This is a genomic window from Pedobacter psychrodurus (assembly GCF_004331735.1).
GTDB classification, from domain to species: domain Bacteria; phylum Bacteroidota; class Bacteroidia; order Sphingobacteriales; family Sphingobacteriaceae; genus Pedobacter; species Pedobacter psychrodurus.
Genome location: NZ_SJSO01000003.1, coordinates 305,287 through 322,060, shown reverse-complemented (window position 1 = coordinate 322,060; position 16,774 = coordinate 305,287). Strand labels below are relative to the sequence as shown.

General features: G+C 39.6%; 12 protein-coding genes. 6 read left to right on the top strand and 6 right to left on the bottom strand.

The window, feature by feature from the left end; translation table 11 throughout:
* Nucleotides 1-415: 415 nt before the first annotated feature.
* The 3 genes from EZ456_RS04785 to EZ456_RS04775 all read left to right on the top strand — a co-directional run bounded on the left by EZ456_RS04785 (nucleotide 416) and on the right by EZ456_RS04775 (nucleotide 3,646).
* Nucleotides 416-1,285, top strand: coding sequence for a pirin family protein (locus EZ456_RS04785; RefSeq protein ID WP_131527823.1), 870 nt, complete (start codon nucleotides 416-418; stop codon nucleotides 1,283-1,285).
* Nucleotides 1,286-1,659: 374 nt separating this feature from the next.
* Nucleotides 1,660-2,574: a pirin family protein gene (locus EZ456_RS04780; protein ID WP_131527821.1), complete on the top strand. Its 915-nt coding sequence runs from the start codon at nucleotides 1,660-1,662 to the stop codon at nucleotides 2,572-2,574.
* Nucleotides 2,575-2,623: 49 nt separating this feature from the next.
* Nucleotides 2,624-3,646, top strand: coding sequence for an Atu2307/SP_0267 family LLM class monooxygenase (locus EZ456_RS04775; RefSeq protein ID WP_131527819.1), 1,023 nt, complete (start codon nucleotides 2,624-2,626; stop codon nucleotides 3,644-3,646).
* Nucleotides 3,647-3,784: 138 nt separating this feature from the next.
* Here the strand turns inward: EZ456_RS04775 and EZ456_RS04770 are convergent, their stop codons facing one another.
* The 6 genes from EZ456_RS04770 to EZ456_RS04740 all read right to left on the bottom strand — a co-directional run bounded on the left by EZ456_RS04770 (nucleotide 3,785) and on the right by EZ456_RS04740 (nucleotide 10,847).
* Nucleotides 3,785-4,075, bottom strand: coding sequence for a GNAT family N-acetyltransferase (locus EZ456_RS04770; RefSeq protein WP_165501247.1), 291 nt, complete (start codon nucleotides 4,073-4,075; stop codon nucleotides 3,785-3,787).
* A gap of 46 nt (nucleotides 4,076-4,121) precedes the next feature.
* Nucleotides 4,122-4,751 (bottom strand): hypothetical protein, encoded by a 630-nt coding sequence (locus EZ456_RS04765; protein WP_131527815.1) that lies wholly within the window; start codon nucleotides 4,749-4,751, stop codon nucleotides 4,122-4,124.
* Nucleotides 4,752-6,038: 1,287 nt separating this feature from the next.
* Complete coding sequence (locus EZ456_RS04755; RefSeq protein ID WP_131527813.1) at nucleotides 6,039-6,551, bottom strand: hypothetical protein; 513 nt, start codon at nucleotides 6,549-6,551, stop codon at nucleotides 6,039-6,041.
* Between the two features lie 235 nt (nucleotides 6,552-6,786).
* Nucleotides 6,787-9,336 carry a BamA/TamA family outer membrane protein gene (locus EZ456_RS04750; protein WP_131527811.1) on the bottom strand — a complete coding sequence of 850 codons (2,550 nt, stop codon included), beginning with the start codon at nucleotides 9,334-9,336 and terminating at the stop codon, nucleotides 6,787-6,789.
* A gap of 57 nt (nucleotides 9,337-9,393) precedes the next feature.
* Nucleotides 9,394-10,566, bottom strand: a complete 1,173-nt coding sequence (locus tag EZ456_RS04745) for a Pycsar system effector family protein (protein WP_131527809.1) — start codon at nucleotides 10,564-10,566, stop codon at nucleotides 9,394-9,396.
* The gene (locus EZ456_RS04740; protein ID WP_131527807.1) at nucleotides 10,566-10,847 is read right to left on the bottom strand and encodes a hypothetical protein; all 282 of its coding nucleotides are present in this window, start codon (nucleotides 10,845-10,847) and stop codon (nucleotides 10,566-10,568) included. Before EZ456_RS04740 ends, EZ456_RS04745 begins: the two co-directional genes overlap by 1 nt.
* A gap of 736 nt (nucleotides 10,848-11,583) precedes the next feature.
* On the opposite strand from EZ456_RS04740, the gene EZ456_RS04735 reads away from it, so the two are divergent.
* The 3 genes from EZ456_RS04735 (at nucleotide 11,584) to EZ456_RS04725 (ending at nucleotide 16,773) form a co-directional block, all read left to right on the top strand.
* Nucleotides 11,584-12,153 (top strand): RNA polymerase sigma factor, encoded by a 570-nt coding sequence (locus EZ456_RS04735; protein ID WP_131527804.1) that lies wholly within the window; start codon nucleotides 11,584-11,586, stop codon nucleotides 12,151-12,153.
* 63 nt (nucleotides 12,154-12,216) lie between these two features.
* Entirely contained in the window at nucleotides 12,217-13,320 is a 1,104-nt protein-coding gene (locus EZ456_RS04730; RefSeq protein WP_131527802.1) for a FecR family protein, read from the top strand.
* Nucleotides 13,321-13,473: 153 nt separating this feature from the next.
* Nucleotides 13,474-16,773 carry a SusC/RagA family TonB-linked outer membrane protein gene (locus EZ456_RS04725; RefSeq protein ID WP_165501246.1) on the top strand — a complete coding sequence of 1,100 codons (3,300 nt, stop codon included), beginning with the start codon at nucleotides 13,474-13,476 and terminating at the stop codon, nucleotides 16,771-16,773.
* The last annotated feature ends 1 nt before the right edge of the window (nucleotide 16,774 follow it).

The following is a 16,774-nucleotide window of genomic DNA, read 5'->3' as shown; positions in this document are numbered from 1 at the left end:
TAACTTTTAATGATATTTATCAACTTTTTGAACGGTTATCAATACTATTTTTGAATTGTGGAATAATAGTCGCGGTTTGAAGAAAGTATGAAAACCGAAATAGGAAATAGGATTGAAGCCCTATTACGCCAAAATTTAATTTACAGTGCTTTAAACTTTAAAAAATTATGAGTTGGCAGTTACGTTCGGTTAACGGTTTTCCAGGCGCACCACCTTGCTCATCAAACGCTAATTTGTGAGAAAATTAACAGAGATGTACTACAAATGTAAACATTCAACATTTCGAAGAAGGAACTTTGTCAAATAAGCATTAATACCATATTGAACCTTTTTTTGGGGAGGGTGTGTTTTTCAAATTCCAAAGCTTAGCAAAGTACAATCATTAACAATATTCTTTAAATTAATTATTTAAAAGATGATAAAAAAAATAAGTTTTTCAACAAAAGGACAGAGTGCAGATATAGGTGAGTTAAAAATTCATCGAATATTACCGAATCGATATACAGATGCTGTTGGTCACTTTGTGTTTCTGGATCATGTATTTCCACAAAAAACTTCTCTGTTGCTAAATACAGGAACAGGCGGACATCCACATCGGGGTATTGCCACCTTAAGTTATCTTATTGAAGGAGAAGGTGAGCATTTTGATAGCGCAGGAAATCATGCAAAAGTTTATTCTGGTGGAATCCAATGGATGAAAGCTGGAAAAGGAATTATTCATGATGAAACTTTCAATGTAGATTCAAAAACAGGAGCCGATAGCAAGCATGGTTTTCAGTTTTGGATTAATCTTCCATCTAAAAACAAAGCTGAAAATCCAGAATACCTGGCAATTCAAAGTAATGAAGTTCCTCAGAAAAAATTGCTGAACGGAAGCGTGTCTATCAAAGTAATTCTTGGCAGTTATGAAGATTTAACCTCAGTTATCCCCACCTATTCAGAACAATTTTTATATCACATTAAAGTTGAACCAGGTAAAAGCTTTATCCTTCCAGTCGCTGAAAAGATTGAAGTTGCTGCCTTTTTGCCAATCAAAAATGCAATTATCAATGGTATTGAGTTCCAGACCGCTGAATTTATCGAATTTGATAGAGATGCTGGTGACATTCTGATCGAAAATAAGTTGCAGGAAATTACAGATGTTATTTTATTCGGTGGAGAACCATATACTGAACCAATCGTTGCTGAAGGACCGTTTGTCATGAACAGCAAATCAGATATAGTAGAGGCTTACCGCGACTATTACGCTGGGGCGTATGGTAAAATCGACAAGAATTTGGGATAAAGGTGTCTATAAAACCGTATTGGATATTATTACCTGATCTAAGTTAGGCATATCAGACTGTGCATCATTACTAAAAGTACGCTAGATGGGCAATAAAGGTAAGGAGAAATCTATTTCAGATAAATGAAAATCATCATATAATTACCTGGATAGGGTGCGAGATAGTGTCTCAATATCCCTAAGAAAATCGACTCATTACAAATGTTGTTAAGAATTGATTAAAAATAAAGGTGTGCAATATCTTTGAAACTATTTTCTGATCGGATAATCTCAATTCATCTCAAAATATTGCAGAGGCTCATTGATTTGTATAGATGTACCTCGTAAAATACAGTTATTAAAACTTGTTAATATAAAATACTTTTCAAATTGTTATGCTCGACATTGTAATAGAAGCAAGATATGCTGAAATTTCTGCAGGTTTCGCAGTAAAACGCATCCTCCCCTACCAACTTCGCAGGATGGTGGGACCATTTATCTTCATGGATCATGGAGGGCCATTAATTGCTCCAGTGAAAGCCATAAATAATTATGATGTCCTACCCCACCCACACATCGGTTTATCAACAGTTAGTTATTTGTTCAGCGGAAATGTGACACACAGGGACAGTCTTGGAGTGGAACAAGTTATAAAACCCGGCGAGGTAAACTGGATGACCGCTGGAAGTGGTATTACCCATAGTGAGCGGTTTGAAGATCCTTTGATGCTGGCAGGAACTAAGTTGGAATTAATACAGACATGGGTTGCACTTCCTGAAGAAGATGAAGAAAATGATCCAACTTTTATCAACTACCAGCCCCATGAGTTACCTGTTTTTAATGATACAGGGATTTGGATGCGCCTAATTGCCGGAGAGGCATATGGTTTGAAAAGTAATGTAAAAACACATTCGCCCTTGTTCTACCTGCATGTAGTATTAGAACAAGGCACTCACTTCGGCTTGCCTAATGGCTATAGTGAAAGAGGGATTTACATTGTTAAAGGCAGGATTGAAGTAAACGGAAACGGTTACCAAGCAGGCCAATTGCTGGTGTTTACAAAAGGTGTCGACCCATTGATTATAAGCAAAGAACAAACCACATTGATGATACTCGGCGGCGAACACTTGGGCGAGAGGTATATATGGTGGAACTTTGTATCAAGTAGAAAAGAAAGAATTGAACAGGCTAAAGAAGACTGGAAGCAGGGTCGTATGGATTTACCACCTACGGATAATGAAGAATATGTCCCTCTTCCCGAAATTAAGAGCAGGCCTGCCGGAGGACCTCCACCCAATATGCTTTCTTAAACTTTGAGCGTATTATTAAATAAATCCAAATAATATTAATTTAAAATCGATGGAAATAGGAATTGATAGTTTTGCTTCCGCTATGTATGGCAGCAAATCACTTAATAGCGTGGATGCTATGGAACAACTACTCGAAAGAATTGTTCAAGCTGATGAAGCCGGGCTTGATATTTACGGTATAGGTGAACACCACAAGAAAGAATTTCTAGATTCCGCGCCTGCAGTTATCCTTTCTGCGGCAGCTGCACTGACAAAAAAAATACGGTTAACCAGTGCGGTTACTGTACTGAGCACCTCCGATCCGGTTAGGGTCTACCAGATGTTTGCAACCTTGGATCTAATATCAAAAGGAAGAGCAGAAATTGTGGTCGGAAGAGGTTCTGCAATAGAATCTTACCCACTATTTGGATTTAGCTTGAACGATTACGATGCTTTATTTAAGGAAAAACTGGAACTCTTACTAAAAATAAGTGAGCAGGAATTTGTTACCTGGAACGGTAAATATAGACCAGGGCTGCAGCATCAACCCGTCTATCCGAGAGCAATTCAGGAAAAATTGCCGATTTGGCTTGGTGTTGGAGGTACTCCGGAATCGTTCGCAAGGGCAGGAACCTTAGGCTTGCCATTAATGATTGCAGTTATTGGTGGAGAAACAGCCCACTTTAGACCTCTAGTCGATTTATACAGAGAGTCAGGTCAACGGGCTGGTTTTTCATCTGAAAAGTTAAAAGTTGGCCTACATTCCCCAGGTTATGTAGCTGAAACATATGATGAAGCAATCGCTCACTATTATCCAGGTTATGCTGAACTCTGGACAAAGGCAGGTAGAGAACGAGGCTGGCCACCGGTAACTAGAAAAGGGTTTGAAAAACTGATAGCACCGGAAGGTGTATTAGTAGTTGGTGGCCCGGAGGAAGTGGCTGAAAAATTATTGAGACATAGCAAGGCATTAGGTGGTGTTGACCGATTTACCTTTCAAATGGATAATGCAGGCCTTAGTCATGAACAGCTGTTACAGTCCATAAAAATAATCGGTAATCAAGTAATTCCCCGATTGAATGGAGCTTCATAAAAAAGAACCAATTCAACGCCCCTGACACAGTCGTGGGCGTTGCTAGTTTCAAAGAAAAGTTTACTCAAGATCTTGAAACAAAAAAATACTTCCTTTACCGTTTTTAGTCTTTCAAGATCCTATCAGAAGGAATTCCTATTATTTATGGAATTCTTTATCAAGTTGTTTACTGAGTTCAGGATGATTCTGAACGTAATGAGCAGCAAAAGGACAGTATACCAGCACAGGCTTTGAATTTAGCTTAGCAAAATCAAAAGCGTACGCAGCAAGCAGAGATGCAATGCCCCTTCTTCGAAAAACTTTTGGCACAACTATGTTTATTAATGCGATGCTGTTGTTGTGATATTTGTATTGCAGATATGCTATGTCATCTCCTTCAACAATTTGAAACTGGAGATTATTTTTATCATTAAGAATATTTTCTTTCATGTTAATATGGTTAATTAATACAGGCAGGAATTGATCTATTATAAACTCAGAGAGAAGTATACTCACGGTGAAATGGATAACATAATAGTGAGCAAAACGCTCCTCCATTTTTTTGGAGGCGGCTATGCACCTTTTTCCGAACGTCAAAAAAAGAAGAAATGAAATGTATTGGACACATGGTTATAAAGATCGGGTAATCACCTGAAAATGCTTCACCTCTTTGCCATGCGTTCAGCCCATTGTACGCATCATTACCGACCTGTGATGAAATTACGTTTCTTTCTTCTACAAAATTTACGGCCTGGGCGAAAGCCGTTGAATGCGCAATCATTTCGTTCATCTGCGGCCCGGTCCCCAAATATTGTTTTTTATCGGCATGAGTTTGGATATAGGTGATAAAGGATTTAATAAATATGACACGTTCCATATCCGTAACCAACCAAGCGTTTAATGCCGGTTTAGCAACGTGGCTGAAGCACTTTGCAATAATGCTATATTGAAACATTGCTCCATAAACTATAAATCTCAAGTACGGGTCAAACCGGGTCCCTGGATTAAGAAACTGTTTTTTTTTAATTATTTTAATCTCGAAAGAAGAAATTATCATTTCAGTTTCAGCAATACTCAATACACAGGGAACGTAATTCGATATATCTTTTAGTAATGTTTGCATCATATCAGGTTAAAATATTACACTAAGCCAAAACAGTTTGTCTAAAGTCCTGGGTTATATAACAAAACTGAGTAGATAAGTTTCGTCATCAGCAATATTTATCAAATTTCCAACATCATTATTCAAATGAAAATGATATATGTTTTAAAAAACCATAGATATGTATCTATGGTTATGGCGACATATTTTCATTAAAAATATTCTTAAAATGTAACGAAACTGTAATAATGACATTCTCAATGCTTTTTTTTTTCATTATTGGGACATTTTACCAGAAAATGATATTGACACATTAGGCCACACACTTTCCCGCAGCGGAAAGGTCTTAAGTCAGATGGGCAGGTAGCAACATTGGTTGATATCGAAAAGCCACAGAACCTGATCCACGCCTGGGGAGAAAATGCCACTTACCATTTGTTTTTACCAGACAGAGCAGAAACAAATTGAACCAACTCACAAAGCTTATAGAGTCAGTCACCAAAGCGTTACCCATTTTTGGCCTTAATATATTGGAATAACTTGACTGCGCTTGGGGATGGAGCCGAAACTTGGGCGATTGTATCAAATAGCTCCTAAAATTTTGAAAGAAACTTAAGAAAAAACGTCTTTTGACCAGAACTGCGATGGAACGGAAATTTTTAAAGCGAATTACTTGAACCACCTACCACATAAAGAACTGAAACGGAATATTTTGCAACATCGGAATGTGGCGTATGTTCATTTTATAGTTTTGAGTGTTTGATAAAATCTAGCAGCAACGATTCCCCAGTCTAACTTTAACCCGTACACCATGAGTCTTTCCAATCGGCTTTATCACCGACGCTAACGCCTAACTGTATGTTTCGGCGCATGTCAGCGTTTTTAATGACCAGTCGTACCCCATGTTTGGTAAGGTGCCATACTCCGCCTGGGGTGGGTCGTCCAAGCTTAAGCTGCACCTGTAAAATCAGTCCAGATTTATTGTGGGACTAGAAACTGTAAAAATTACTTCCCCAGAAATACTCAAGATCTTGTCTCACTGTATCTCTATAGGGCACTGGGGATATTTGGTCCACATAATAAACCATAGCGGTTACAGGTCTATAAAATGGTGGATTTTGGTATAATTGGTCCGCATATCTGAAAGATTAAAATAAACTTAGCCCTCCTATTGAATGGCCGAGTCTAATTTCTCCCCACCCGACATTTGCGAGAAGACTGAAAGCATTTAAACCTAACTGATTATAATATAGCGGTTCGCAGGTAAACATTTTTTTTTAATTCTGAAAGTATAGAGACACCAAGCTGCACTTATACAACACTCTGGGAAAGAAATTTATTTTTCAAAGCAATAAGGTGAACCAATTCATAGTCATTGAAGGCGTCCGATTTTTTTGAAATACCCTTGTAAAACTTTTCATTAATTGCACAAAGTTTAAAAAGTCCATGTTTTTGTACCCTTGATATTATTCCCATTGTAAGGCCCATCATTTGTTCAGTCCCTGGATCGAATATGCCGTCATTGCAGATGAGCTTCATCTTGCAAATTAATTGTGATGAAATATCCAAACTCATGGAATTAATAAACCTCGGATCGCGTTTGTAGTATTTCAAGCGTTCGCTCTTGAAACGACCTCTTTTGAGATAGATGGCGATTATATTCGAAAATCCACTCAGTTCCCACATTAATTCCCGGGATAAAGTATACTCCAGTTTAACCTCACTGGGCGAGCAACATTCAATTTGGAGATAGCGATGCGAATGATCTGACATCTTTTTTACCAGTGTGTTTAGCCATATAGGGCAACCATAATTTACAATCATAGATTTAGTTTGGATTTAATTTATAAAAATGTATTTATAAAGGTGTTGAGTTATGTGCATAGCACTTCGGGATTTAATAAATCTCCTGGTGATTTCTGATTATTGCCAATCAATATTTTTTTATTTAGAAAGAGACAATTCTTGTACGCAATAACTGCGCTTTTTTGCTTAACAGAAGGCATCCTTTCTGCTGGAATGCCAGTTCTGTATATTAGTGGAACCCACCAATTGATCTCTAGTATCTCCATGCCATCGAAAAAACTGGAAAAAAACCCTCTCTGGAAAAATTTGCATTCAATCTGATCACTGCCATTGCCGCCGGGGAAATATAAATCCCGCCTCCAAATCCATGATGCAGTGTGTCTGATTTCTCATTGCGAAGCCAAACCCTACCGACATCATATAGACCTGATAAGCCAACTTCTCCTGCGAAAATATGTTTTGTTAAACTCCCAAGCCTTAACCTGATCTCAATGTTATTGTAAATGCTATGTTCGCCGGCAAAGCGGTAAAAACGGTAGCCAGATAAATTATTCTGCCCGCCGAGAAATTGAGACTGAAAAAACGCTGGTTTCCCAAATGTTGTTCCGCCACCAATTCTGTTGGAAATGACTAAAATGCCCTTATTATCAATGGTCTTATATATTGAAAAACTTGATGTAATCTGCATCAGCGATTTGGATTGCGAATTCAACCCCTTATATGCATTCATTTTTACATCCAAATGTATCCCCTTGCTTGGCAAAACCAAACCGTCCTTTGTATGGTATTGATAAGAAAAATTCAACCCTCCATATGTTTTGCCCGTTTCCAGCTCTAGGCTGTCCGAGGAGTGTCGTAATTCTGGATAACTGATCAGTCTTCCTTGATTTTCCTTCTCCTGATACCGGTAATGCTGCATTACTAAACCCATAGATACCTCATAAGATTTATCAGACCACTTCAGACCGGGATTGAATTCATAAAAATCAAACCGGGCTCTGTAGTAAGTTATGGGCATATTCCGGTCATAAGGTGTTTGATTTCCAGACCCAAAAAAATTCTGTGCATTGCTTGGACCATGCATTTTCAAACCAACAGTAATAGCTGCAGATCCTAGTACATTAAACCATTCTCCCCGGTAAGCCACTCGGAAGGCGCCTGTTGCTGCAGAATATAAAAGTGAAACGGTTTGAATATTGTGATATGGTTTTTTTCTGAAACCAGGAGCTGTAAATTTTGCGGTAAGCCCTAAGCCAATCCCATCATCATTATTGAAACCAAAATTAGGTGATACATAATGCCTGGCATAAATTTCCTTAGGGTGGTAGCTTAAATTAGACGAATCAGAATTCAGCTTTAAAATGACTTTTTCTGCATCAGAACCTAAAATTTTCCGCCCTTCAATATCATAAAGTCTAATATTTCGACTTGACTGATTTACAGCATATGATTTTTCACCGTAGCCACCGATAATCCGAATTTTTATCCTCAGATTTCCGCTATTGATTACAACTTTATCATTACCCTTATGCAAATAAATCCTGAGTTCCTTTGTTATTTCCGGGTCTAACAGTCTGGAAAAAATAAGTTCAGTTGCCCCAGATCCGCCGATTTTCCGAATGAAAAGAGCTGTCTTTCCGTTTGTAGTATCCCTAATATTGACGAACTCATTTTTATCAGTTAACTCTACATCAATAATTTTATTGAAAAACCGATAGTATTCAGCCATTAACTCCGGTAGTCTGGAACGCCTCGATTGAAGTTCTGCCAGCAATTTTTTTTGTCTTAATGAATAACCCGGCTCAGGCAATTTTTTGAGTGCCTGACTCAAAACACTATCGCTCATCTTGCTGCAGAAGTTCCTTACAACCTCGTCCCACTTTGGAAAATCCATCTCATTAAACCACCTGCTATTAATTTCGCGGCCTTCCCAAAGGAACCAGTTGATATTGCGTATACCTCTTTCGAAGCCCTGCATCATTGGCAATGACCAGGAAGATTGTAAAATACGTTGAATTTTACCCTCCGAGCTAAAAAAAACCTGGTCTCGGTCACGAGGTATAGGTATGTATTTGTACCCCTTATCCTTATTTACAGGTAACCACCGCCATTGATCATCATGCCGGTCCCAGTCGCCGATGAGCACATCGAGGCATTTTAGTTTAAGAAGTGCTTCCGCGTCAACACTATTATCATTATCCTCTGTCAGTTTTCTATGCATCTTTGCGGTATTGTCTGACTTGCCCCAAGGATCCCGCTTTTCAAGTAATGCGATTGTGTTTTCAAAATCCGCTGCATATTTACCTAAATTTTTGTCGGCTAAAACCACTCCTATAGTTGGCTCGCTATGCGCCACATTTATCTCCCTGGCGAGGGTCGGCACTATAAGTGCTGAGAAGGGGTGCTGTGCAGACATATTGTCTTTGATAATATCTCTGAGAAAAGTTTCCTGCAACCCTTTTGGTAACAAAACTTCGGGATATTTTTCTATGCTTCTCATGGTCCATTCATTTCCCTTGGGATCGATCAAACGCAGAGATTTAGACTGGTTTCCTCCACCAACTTGGAGGATTTTCAGCCCACCCCAGATTTCAGAAAGCCTTAAAATAGGAAGTTTTGCCTTCAGAGAATATTCTTTTCTGTAATTCTCCCCAAAAATCAAACGGTGGATTTTACTAACACTGTCGTATTTCGGAAGTATACTTATCCATACGCTATCCCGATATACTTCACGCTCTTGTGCGGAAAGATTTAAAGCCGAAATGACGACGAGCACAAACGGGATCAATATTTTTTGTTTCATTAATTAATATTTAATTATTGCCGTTGCCAGCTAACAATAATGGGCTGTTGTTATCGGTTAATAATAATTTGTTGCAATAAAAAATGCGATAATTGACGCGGCCAGTCCCCCGATAAATACGATATAGGCATATGAGAGAAAAGTAAATTTCCTGCTTAGAACTTTCCGTACGTTAAATACTTCTTTAAAAATCTCGTTAAAGACATTCTCTCTTCCACTTTTTAAAAGATTGGCAAGTTCGAGAGAATAGCTGTCAAAATCTGCATCTCGAAACTCGGATCCAACTAAATCGAAACTCCCAAAAAAAAAGGTTTGGTAGCTCTTCGATGATCGGTCATGGATATAAGAATTGCGTTGTGGTCTGCTCGCCAAAATACTGAGCAGAATAGTTATAAATGCAACAGCGAGAATAAGGAAAGAAGGAACTATAAGCATTGGGTATTTCTCAATACGACTGATTACAAATGCAATGACAACTGAAATGAGAATTGAATTCACCTGTATAAGCAATGCCGCTTTAGAATCAGCAACATCGACTAACTTTACATAGTTCCTAAAAGCAATTTTGAATAAATCTTCAGTTTCACGATCGGTCATCATTGTCCCTGAATTTTTTGTGTCAGGCAGGTTTTCAGTGAGGTGCTGTATGCGTTTATTTACTTTATTCTTGTTTTTGATGAGCCTTGCCGAGTAGTTTTTCTTTGCATAATCGGTATAATAGTATTCCCCTGAAAATTTATCCCGGATCTTAAGAAGAATGGACAGTTCATCATATGAGTTTTCATGAATTCTGTTCATCTCGTCGTGAAGATAATGCAGATGCTTAAAGAAATCTTCAAGTGCAAGTCTGTAGCCAAGGGCATCCCAAACGATTCTTTCGATTTTGCCGTTGGGGATCTCTCGTCTGCTATGTCGGTTGATGAGCTCACGAATATATTCCACCTGTTCTTCCGGGTAGTTTACCTGTTGGGTAAAATCGTTTAATAACTTAATTCCAATGTCCTTAGTCAGCATAATATTGGTCACGCCTGCATACCGGAAACAACAAGCCAATAATGCATTCCCAAAATCAATACCTATTAATTTTTCTTCACCTGCAATCTTAATACATTCACGTGAAATACGCTTACAAAGGGATAGTCCGAAATTAAGATCTCCTTTGGAATAGGTTTCATAATAGCTGCGAAGATATCCGATTGCGCTTTCATATGTGTTTAAAACATTTTCCATCAATCCTGCTTATCTTGGTTTTCTGAGCTGCTTTTCTCGAATAATGTCTGGGAGGGCTGTATATTTGCAACTATTGGCTCTGAGTGTTCATCTTGCACACTATCCATGGATATTATTGTTGCCCCATTCCCTTTTAAATACTGATTAATCTCTGTCAGTCGTCTTGTAATGAAGCCGTAGGCATCTTTCCTTCTTTTCCCACCTGCCTGCTTTTTAAAAGTTTTTGTTATCAATCCGAAGCTTTTTTCCAGGGACTTGACCTGCTCTTTTTTTTTATTCATATAATTAAAATTTATCTATACTAATCATCACTAATCGCTAACGTACCCACATTAAGCCTTTGCATCGAAACTTCTCGGAATTGTCAGATACCTTTCGTATTTCCCCCTATCTGATCGCACCTTAATATTGTAAATGAATCATTTGGTGCTACTGAAAAATCGGGTGTGTAATCCTCAGCAATGAGCTTTGGGGTAATTTGAACGGTTCTGATTATGTTTTCTCAGCAAGTTTGTTATGTTCAATCTGATCCATCCCGCCTGGCTACGGTTTGTAAAAAAATTGTCCGAGCATTGAGTCACATAGCCTGAAAGTCATCCTTCGATATACTGCTTTTAATTGCATCTACTTAGCTGCGTAAGTCCGATTTCCTTAACATGATAATTTATTCAAGTTGTACAAACAAATTTCTCTATCACACTGGTCATTAAAGATGACGTATGTCTGAAAAAAAAATAGATAAATATCTATTTTTTGTGTTTTTTGAATGGCTTAAATTTGAAGTTAATTCCTGAACTGAATTTAATCAGGGAAAGATTGGGATCTTTTTCTTTGATTAGGAGTTAGATGATCTGTAATACATTTTGACAATTGCCCATTTATCAGTTAAATAAAAAAACCAGATCAAAAAATGTATTTACGATCTATATTTTGCAGTTCAGGTGAGCTTTTCATCCACCGTTGCCAGGCTCACTGATGGAAGATTGGTAGATTTTAAGTTATCTTTGTTTCTAATCTATGTCAACATACCGCAAACTTAATGATCTTAATCTTATTGATCTTCTAAGAGAGGGGGACCGGGTTGCCTATACCCAGATTTATGACCGTTACGAACGCTTGCTTTTTATCCACGCCTATTCACGGCTGCAAAAAAAAGAGGAATCAAGGGATATCGTTCAGGACATCTTTATAGTTTTGTGGAACAACAGGGAAAAACTTGAAGTTACTAGAAGCCTTCGGGCATATCTTTTTACAGCAGTGAGAAACCGGATTTTCAATCTAATTGCCAAAGAAAAACTTGAGTCCGAATACCTTTCTTCACTAGAAAACTACATTACAAACTGTAATGATGATACTGATTACAATATCCGTTACACGCAGTTGATGGGCATCATCGATAGAGAAATTGCTTTACTGCCGAGAAAAATGAGAGAAGTGTTCGAGCTGAGCAGATACGAGGAGTTAAGCCACCGCGAAATTGCAGATATATTAGCCATATCAGAGCAAACAGTGAAGAAACAAGTCCAAAACGCCTTAAAAATTCTTAAAAATAAATTAGGCTCTATATTTCCTCTAATTTTTTTATAATTTTTCTACCCCCAATATCATTTTCGTTAGTCTCTGTTGTATGTTAGGATAAAATCCAATAATATGCAGCACGAAAAGGCCAAAAAACTACTTGATAAATTTGAAAACGGAACCCTTTCTGAGTCGGAATCAGCTATTTTAGAAAGCTGGTACCTTGGCTGGCCTGTCGGAGCGCATAAAGGTCTTTCGGAAGCAGAGGTTTCAGCTGAGCTCATAAAACTCAGAGCATCGATTCCAAATCTTGTACAGGTAAACCGCATCCCCCTTTTCCCACGTTTTATTGCAGCGGCCTCAATATTGATCGCGATTGCTTTCGGAGGTTACTATTGGATCGCAGATCAATCTTCACACAACCTCATCAAAAATACCAAAAATATACATCCGGGAACTAACCTAGCTGCGCTCACCCTTGCCAATGGCGAAATAATCCAATTAAACAGTGCCAAGGTAGGCAGCTTATTCACAGAAGGAAATACCATAATCAAAAAAGCTGAAGACGGAACCATAATCTATAATGTCCGTTCAGCTGAACCGGAAGGAAAAAACGGAATCAATACCATCAGTACACCTAAAGGTGGCCAGTTTAAAATCATTCTTGCAGACGGAACATCGGTCTGGCTCAATGCCGATTCTTACCTGCGTTTTCCCAGTAGTTTTACAGGTAATCAGAGAAGGGTCGAATTGAGTGGGGAAGCTTATTTTGAAGTGAAAAAGGACCAAAAAAAACCCTTTATAATATTCAGCAAAACACAAACGGTGGAAGTATTGGGTACCCATTTTGATATAAGTTGTTATCCCGATGAGGCTCTTTCCAGAACAACCCTGCTTGAGGGAAGTGTAAAGCTCAATGATAAAGTCATCCTAAAACCTGGTGAACAATCCAGAATACATGGCAGCGAGGTAAGCGTAGTTCCTGTTGATGCAACTAATGCAGTGGCTTGGAAAGAGGGTAAGTTCCGTTTTGAGAACGAAAACATCAAGGATATTATGCGCGTGATATCAAGGTGGTATAACGTAGAAATATTATACCAGGGAGAAATTACCCATCAGGAGTTTTCAGGGAGCGTTTCACGTTTTGATGAGATCGCAAAAGTGCTCGACCTGTTAGAATCAACCAATACCGTACATTTTAAAGCAGAAGGAAGGAGGATCACCGTAATGCCATAGATTTTTGCCTCTTCCAAAAAAATAATGACCGAAAAACAGTATTCCGGCGGCAACCGGAACACTGTAGATGCAGAAAAAATGCATCGGTCTGAATTTTTTAAGCTTCTACCATTTACCACAGAATCAACTTTCAAACCAAACCAATTCAAATGTATGGATTTTTATACACTTAAAAGACCAGTGCTTTTTATGAAGCTAACCGCTATTTTACTACTGTTCTTTATCATGCAGAGCTCGGCCTCGAGTTTTGCCCAAAAGATCAGTATCAATGTCAGGAACACCCCGGTAAGTGAGATCTTTAAGATGATCACCAAACAGAGCGGATATGATTTTATCTACAATGATTACGATCTGAAGCTCGCAAAAAAAATCAGCATCCAGCTGCAACACGCTGATATCAACAGCGCCCTGGAATTATGCTTAAAGGATCAGGGTGTCACCTACCTTATAAAAGACAAAACGATAATCATAAAGAAGAAGGAAAAAAGCATTTTCGAGAACATCTCCGGCTTTCTCTCTCTTGATGTGAGCATTAAGGGCACGGTAATGAGTGAAGACGGCTCTTCCATCCCAAACGTGAACATCCGAATGAAGGGCGGTAAAGTCATCGCTGTAAGCAATAGCGAGGGAGAATTCAGGATCAGTGTTCCCGAAGGCACCATTCTGGAATTCGTATCGGTGGGCTATAAGACCCAGGAGATGCCTGTAAGGAAAAACGCCGATAAGTTCACTGTCCTTCTGGCCCAGGATATCTCCAAACTGGACGAAGTTGCCGTTCAGGCGTATGGAAAAGGTTCACAGCGCCTGGCCACCAGCAACATTTCAAAAGTTTCGGGCGAAGAGATCAACAAGCAGCCCGTCAATAATGTATTTCAGGCCTTGGAAGGCCGTATTCCCGGAATGGTTGTGAGCCAGAACACAGGGGTACCCGGTGCAAGACTGAATGTACAGATCCGCGGGCGTGCAAACTTTGATTCCTCACTGAGTTCAGATCAGCCATTATTTATCATAGACGGGGTACCCGTTGCTGCCGGCAACGATAAAGTAAATGTTAACTTAGGTCCGTTCGGAGTTGCAACAACAGACGGGCTGAGTGCATTCGCGGGTTTAAATGCCGCGGATATTGAAAGTATTGATGTCCTTAAAGATGCCGATGCGACTGCTATCTATGGCAGCAGAGGTGCAAACGGGGTTATCCTGATTACCACTAAAAAAGGCAGGCCCGGTAAACTGAAAATCAACGCAACGGTATATTCAGGAGTGAGCAATGTGTCCATGCTTCCAAAGATGATGAATACCCAGCAGTATTTGGAAATGAGAAATGAGGCTTTTGCCAATGACAACATTACAAAAACCAATGCAAACGCTTATGATGTGCTGCTGTGGGACAACAGCAGATATACCGACTTTGCAAAGCTTCTGGTAGGCAATTCCGCAAAAACAAACGATGCCCAGGTTACCTTTTCAGGAGGGGACAAAAACACACAGTATCGATTGGGAGGCGGCTACCATAAAGACGGTACGGTATGGCCCGGTGAGAAAAGTAGCGCCAGGGCATCTGTGAGCTTCAATCTGCACAGTGCCTCTGAGAACCAAAATTTCACTATCGATTTTTCCGGCCTCTATTCAATAGCAAAAAGCGATCTGGTGGCAGGTGATCTGGCCGCAGCGGTAACACTCCCACCCAACTTTAAACTTTATGACGAGAAAGGAAACTTGGCCTGGAACGAAGGGGGCTACGACGGAAAGGACAATCCGCTGGCGCAGCTAAAACTGATCTATCTCTCAAACATGAACAGCTTAAATGCGAATACTGTTCTGAATTATAAAATCACTAAAGATCTGACCGTACGTAGCAGTTTTGGATACAATTCAACTATTACAAATGATAAAAGGTTGATGCCCATTTCTTCACAGAACCCAAACAAACCAAATCTTGGCGGCTTATCACTTTTGGGTAATTCTGTATTTAAAAACTGGATCGCAGAGCCACAGGCAGAGTACACAAAGAAAATCGGCAGGGGTGCTTTAAACGTACTCCTTGGGGCAACTTATAATAGTCGTAACACCACTTCACTCCAAGGACGGGGAACGGGTTACACTGGTGATGACCTGCTAGAATCGCTCGGCTCAGCCCCTACCGTCTCCATTAACAATACTTCTTCAACATACAATTATCAGGCATTTTTTGGAAGGATCAACTACAACTGGGATCAAAAATATATCATTAACCTGACCGGACGCAGAGATGGTTCCAGCCGCTTCGGCCCGGAATCACGCTTCTCCAGTTTCGGAGCAGTCGGTGGTGCCTGGATTTTCAGTAGCGAAGATTTTTTCAAGGACAACCAGGCATTTAGTTATGGTAAGCTGCGCGGAAGTTATGGCGTTACAGGAAACGACCAGATTGGCGAATATTCTTACCTAGACAGCTATATCACTGGATCTAATTATGGCGATTCAACTACTCTTGCACCTGGGAAACTATATAACCCTAAACTCCATTGGGAAAGAAATATCAAAGCAGAGCTTGGACTGGAACTGGGCTTTTTAAAAGACAGGATCCTGTTTACTGCCTCCGTCTATCAGAATATCTCGTCTGATCCTCTGGTAAGTTACCCTTTGCCCAGGATAACTGGTTTTACCGCGGTGGTAAACAATCTGGAGGGGGTAAAAGTACAGAACCGTGGCCTGGAACTTACATTGACAACAAAAAATATCAATACCACAGATTTCAGATGGGCAAGTGACTTCAATATCACCTTGCCAAAGAATATATTAAAGGAATATCCGGATCTGGCTTCTTCATCATACGCGACAAAATATGCGATCGGAGAGTCATTGAACAGGATTTTTGCTAATGAGCTCTTGGGTGTAGACCCCACAACCGGACTCTACACGCTTAAGGATGCAAACGGGGACAAGATAGCGAACGCATTGGATTACATTGTAAGAGGAAATACTGACCCAAAATTTTATGGTGGGCTAAACAATACTTTTAGTTACAAGCGCTTTACCGCAAGTTTTTTTCTTCAGTTTACCAGTCAGCTCGGTAAAGACTGGAGAGCTTCACAAAACTTCAATCTGCCGGGGGTAATGTTAAACTTTCCTACCCTGGCGCTCGACCGTTGGCAGGCTCCCGGACAACATACAGATGTGCAAAAATATACTACCCTTCCTGGATCCCTTAACGGCCTTTCAGGTACTTATGCCTATATTTCTTCTGGGAGTTCTTACACAGATGCTTCTTATTTAAGGCTAAAAAACATCTACCTCGCATATGATCTGCCGGCAAACTGGTTAAGCGCCATCCGTATCAGTTCCTGCAAATTATATTTCCAGGCGCAGAATGTATTTGTAATCACAGGTTACCAGGGCGGTGATCCAGAAACACAGAGTTACACCCGGATGGCGCCGCTGCGTACTTTTACCGGAGGCCTTCAAGTATCACTTTAAC

What these genes read in the sequence shown, in the direction of transcription:
- EZ456_RS04785 (WP_131527823.1), top strand. Translation starts at nt 416, where the DNA reads ATGATAAAAAAAATAAGTTTTTCAACAAAAGGACAGAGTGCAGATATA.
- EZ456_RS04780 (WP_131527821.1), top strand. Translation starts at nt 1,660, where the DNA reads ATGCTCGACATTGTAATAGAAGCAAGATATGCTGAAATTTCTGCAGGT.
- EZ456_RS04775 (WP_131527819.1), top strand. Translation starts at nt 2,624, where the DNA reads ATGGAAATAGGAATTGATAGTTTTGCTTCCGCTATGTATGGCAGCAAA.
- EZ456_RS04770 (WP_165501247.1), bottom strand. Translation starts at nt 4,075, where the DNA reads ATGAAAGAAAATATTCTTAATGATAAAAATAATCTCCAGTTTCAAATT.
- EZ456_RS04765 (WP_131527815.1), bottom strand. Translation starts at nt 4,751, where the DNA reads ATGATGCAAACATTACTAAAAGATATATCGAATTACGTTCCCTGTGTA.
- EZ456_RS04755 (WP_131527813.1), bottom strand. Translation starts at nt 6,551, where the DNA reads ATGATTGTAAATTATGGTTGCCCTATATGGCTAAACACACTGGTAAAA.
- EZ456_RS04750 (WP_131527811.1), bottom strand. Translation starts at nt 9,336, where the DNA reads ATGAAACAAAAAATATTGATCCCGTTTGTGCTCGTCGTCATTTCGGCT.
- EZ456_RS04745 (WP_131527809.1), bottom strand. Translation starts at nt 10,566, where the DNA reads ATGGAAAATGTTTTAAACACATATGAAAGCGCAATCGGATATCTTCGC.
- EZ456_RS04740 (WP_131527807.1), bottom strand. Translation starts at nt 10,847, where the DNA reads ATGAATAAAAAAAAAGAGCAGGTCAAGTCCCTGGAAAAAAGCTTCGGA.
- EZ456_RS04735 (WP_131527804.1), top strand. Translation starts at nt 11,584, where the DNA reads ATGTCAACATACCGCAAACTTAATGATCTTAATCTTATTGATCTTCTA.
- EZ456_RS04730 (WP_131527802.1), top strand. Translation starts at nt 12,217, where the DNA reads ATGCAGCACGAAAAGGCCAAAAAACTACTTGATAAATTTGAAAACGGA.
- EZ456_RS04725 (WP_165501246.1), top strand. Translation starts at nt 13,474, where the DNA reads ATGGATTTTTATACACTTAAAAGACCAGTGCTTTTTATGAAGCTAACC.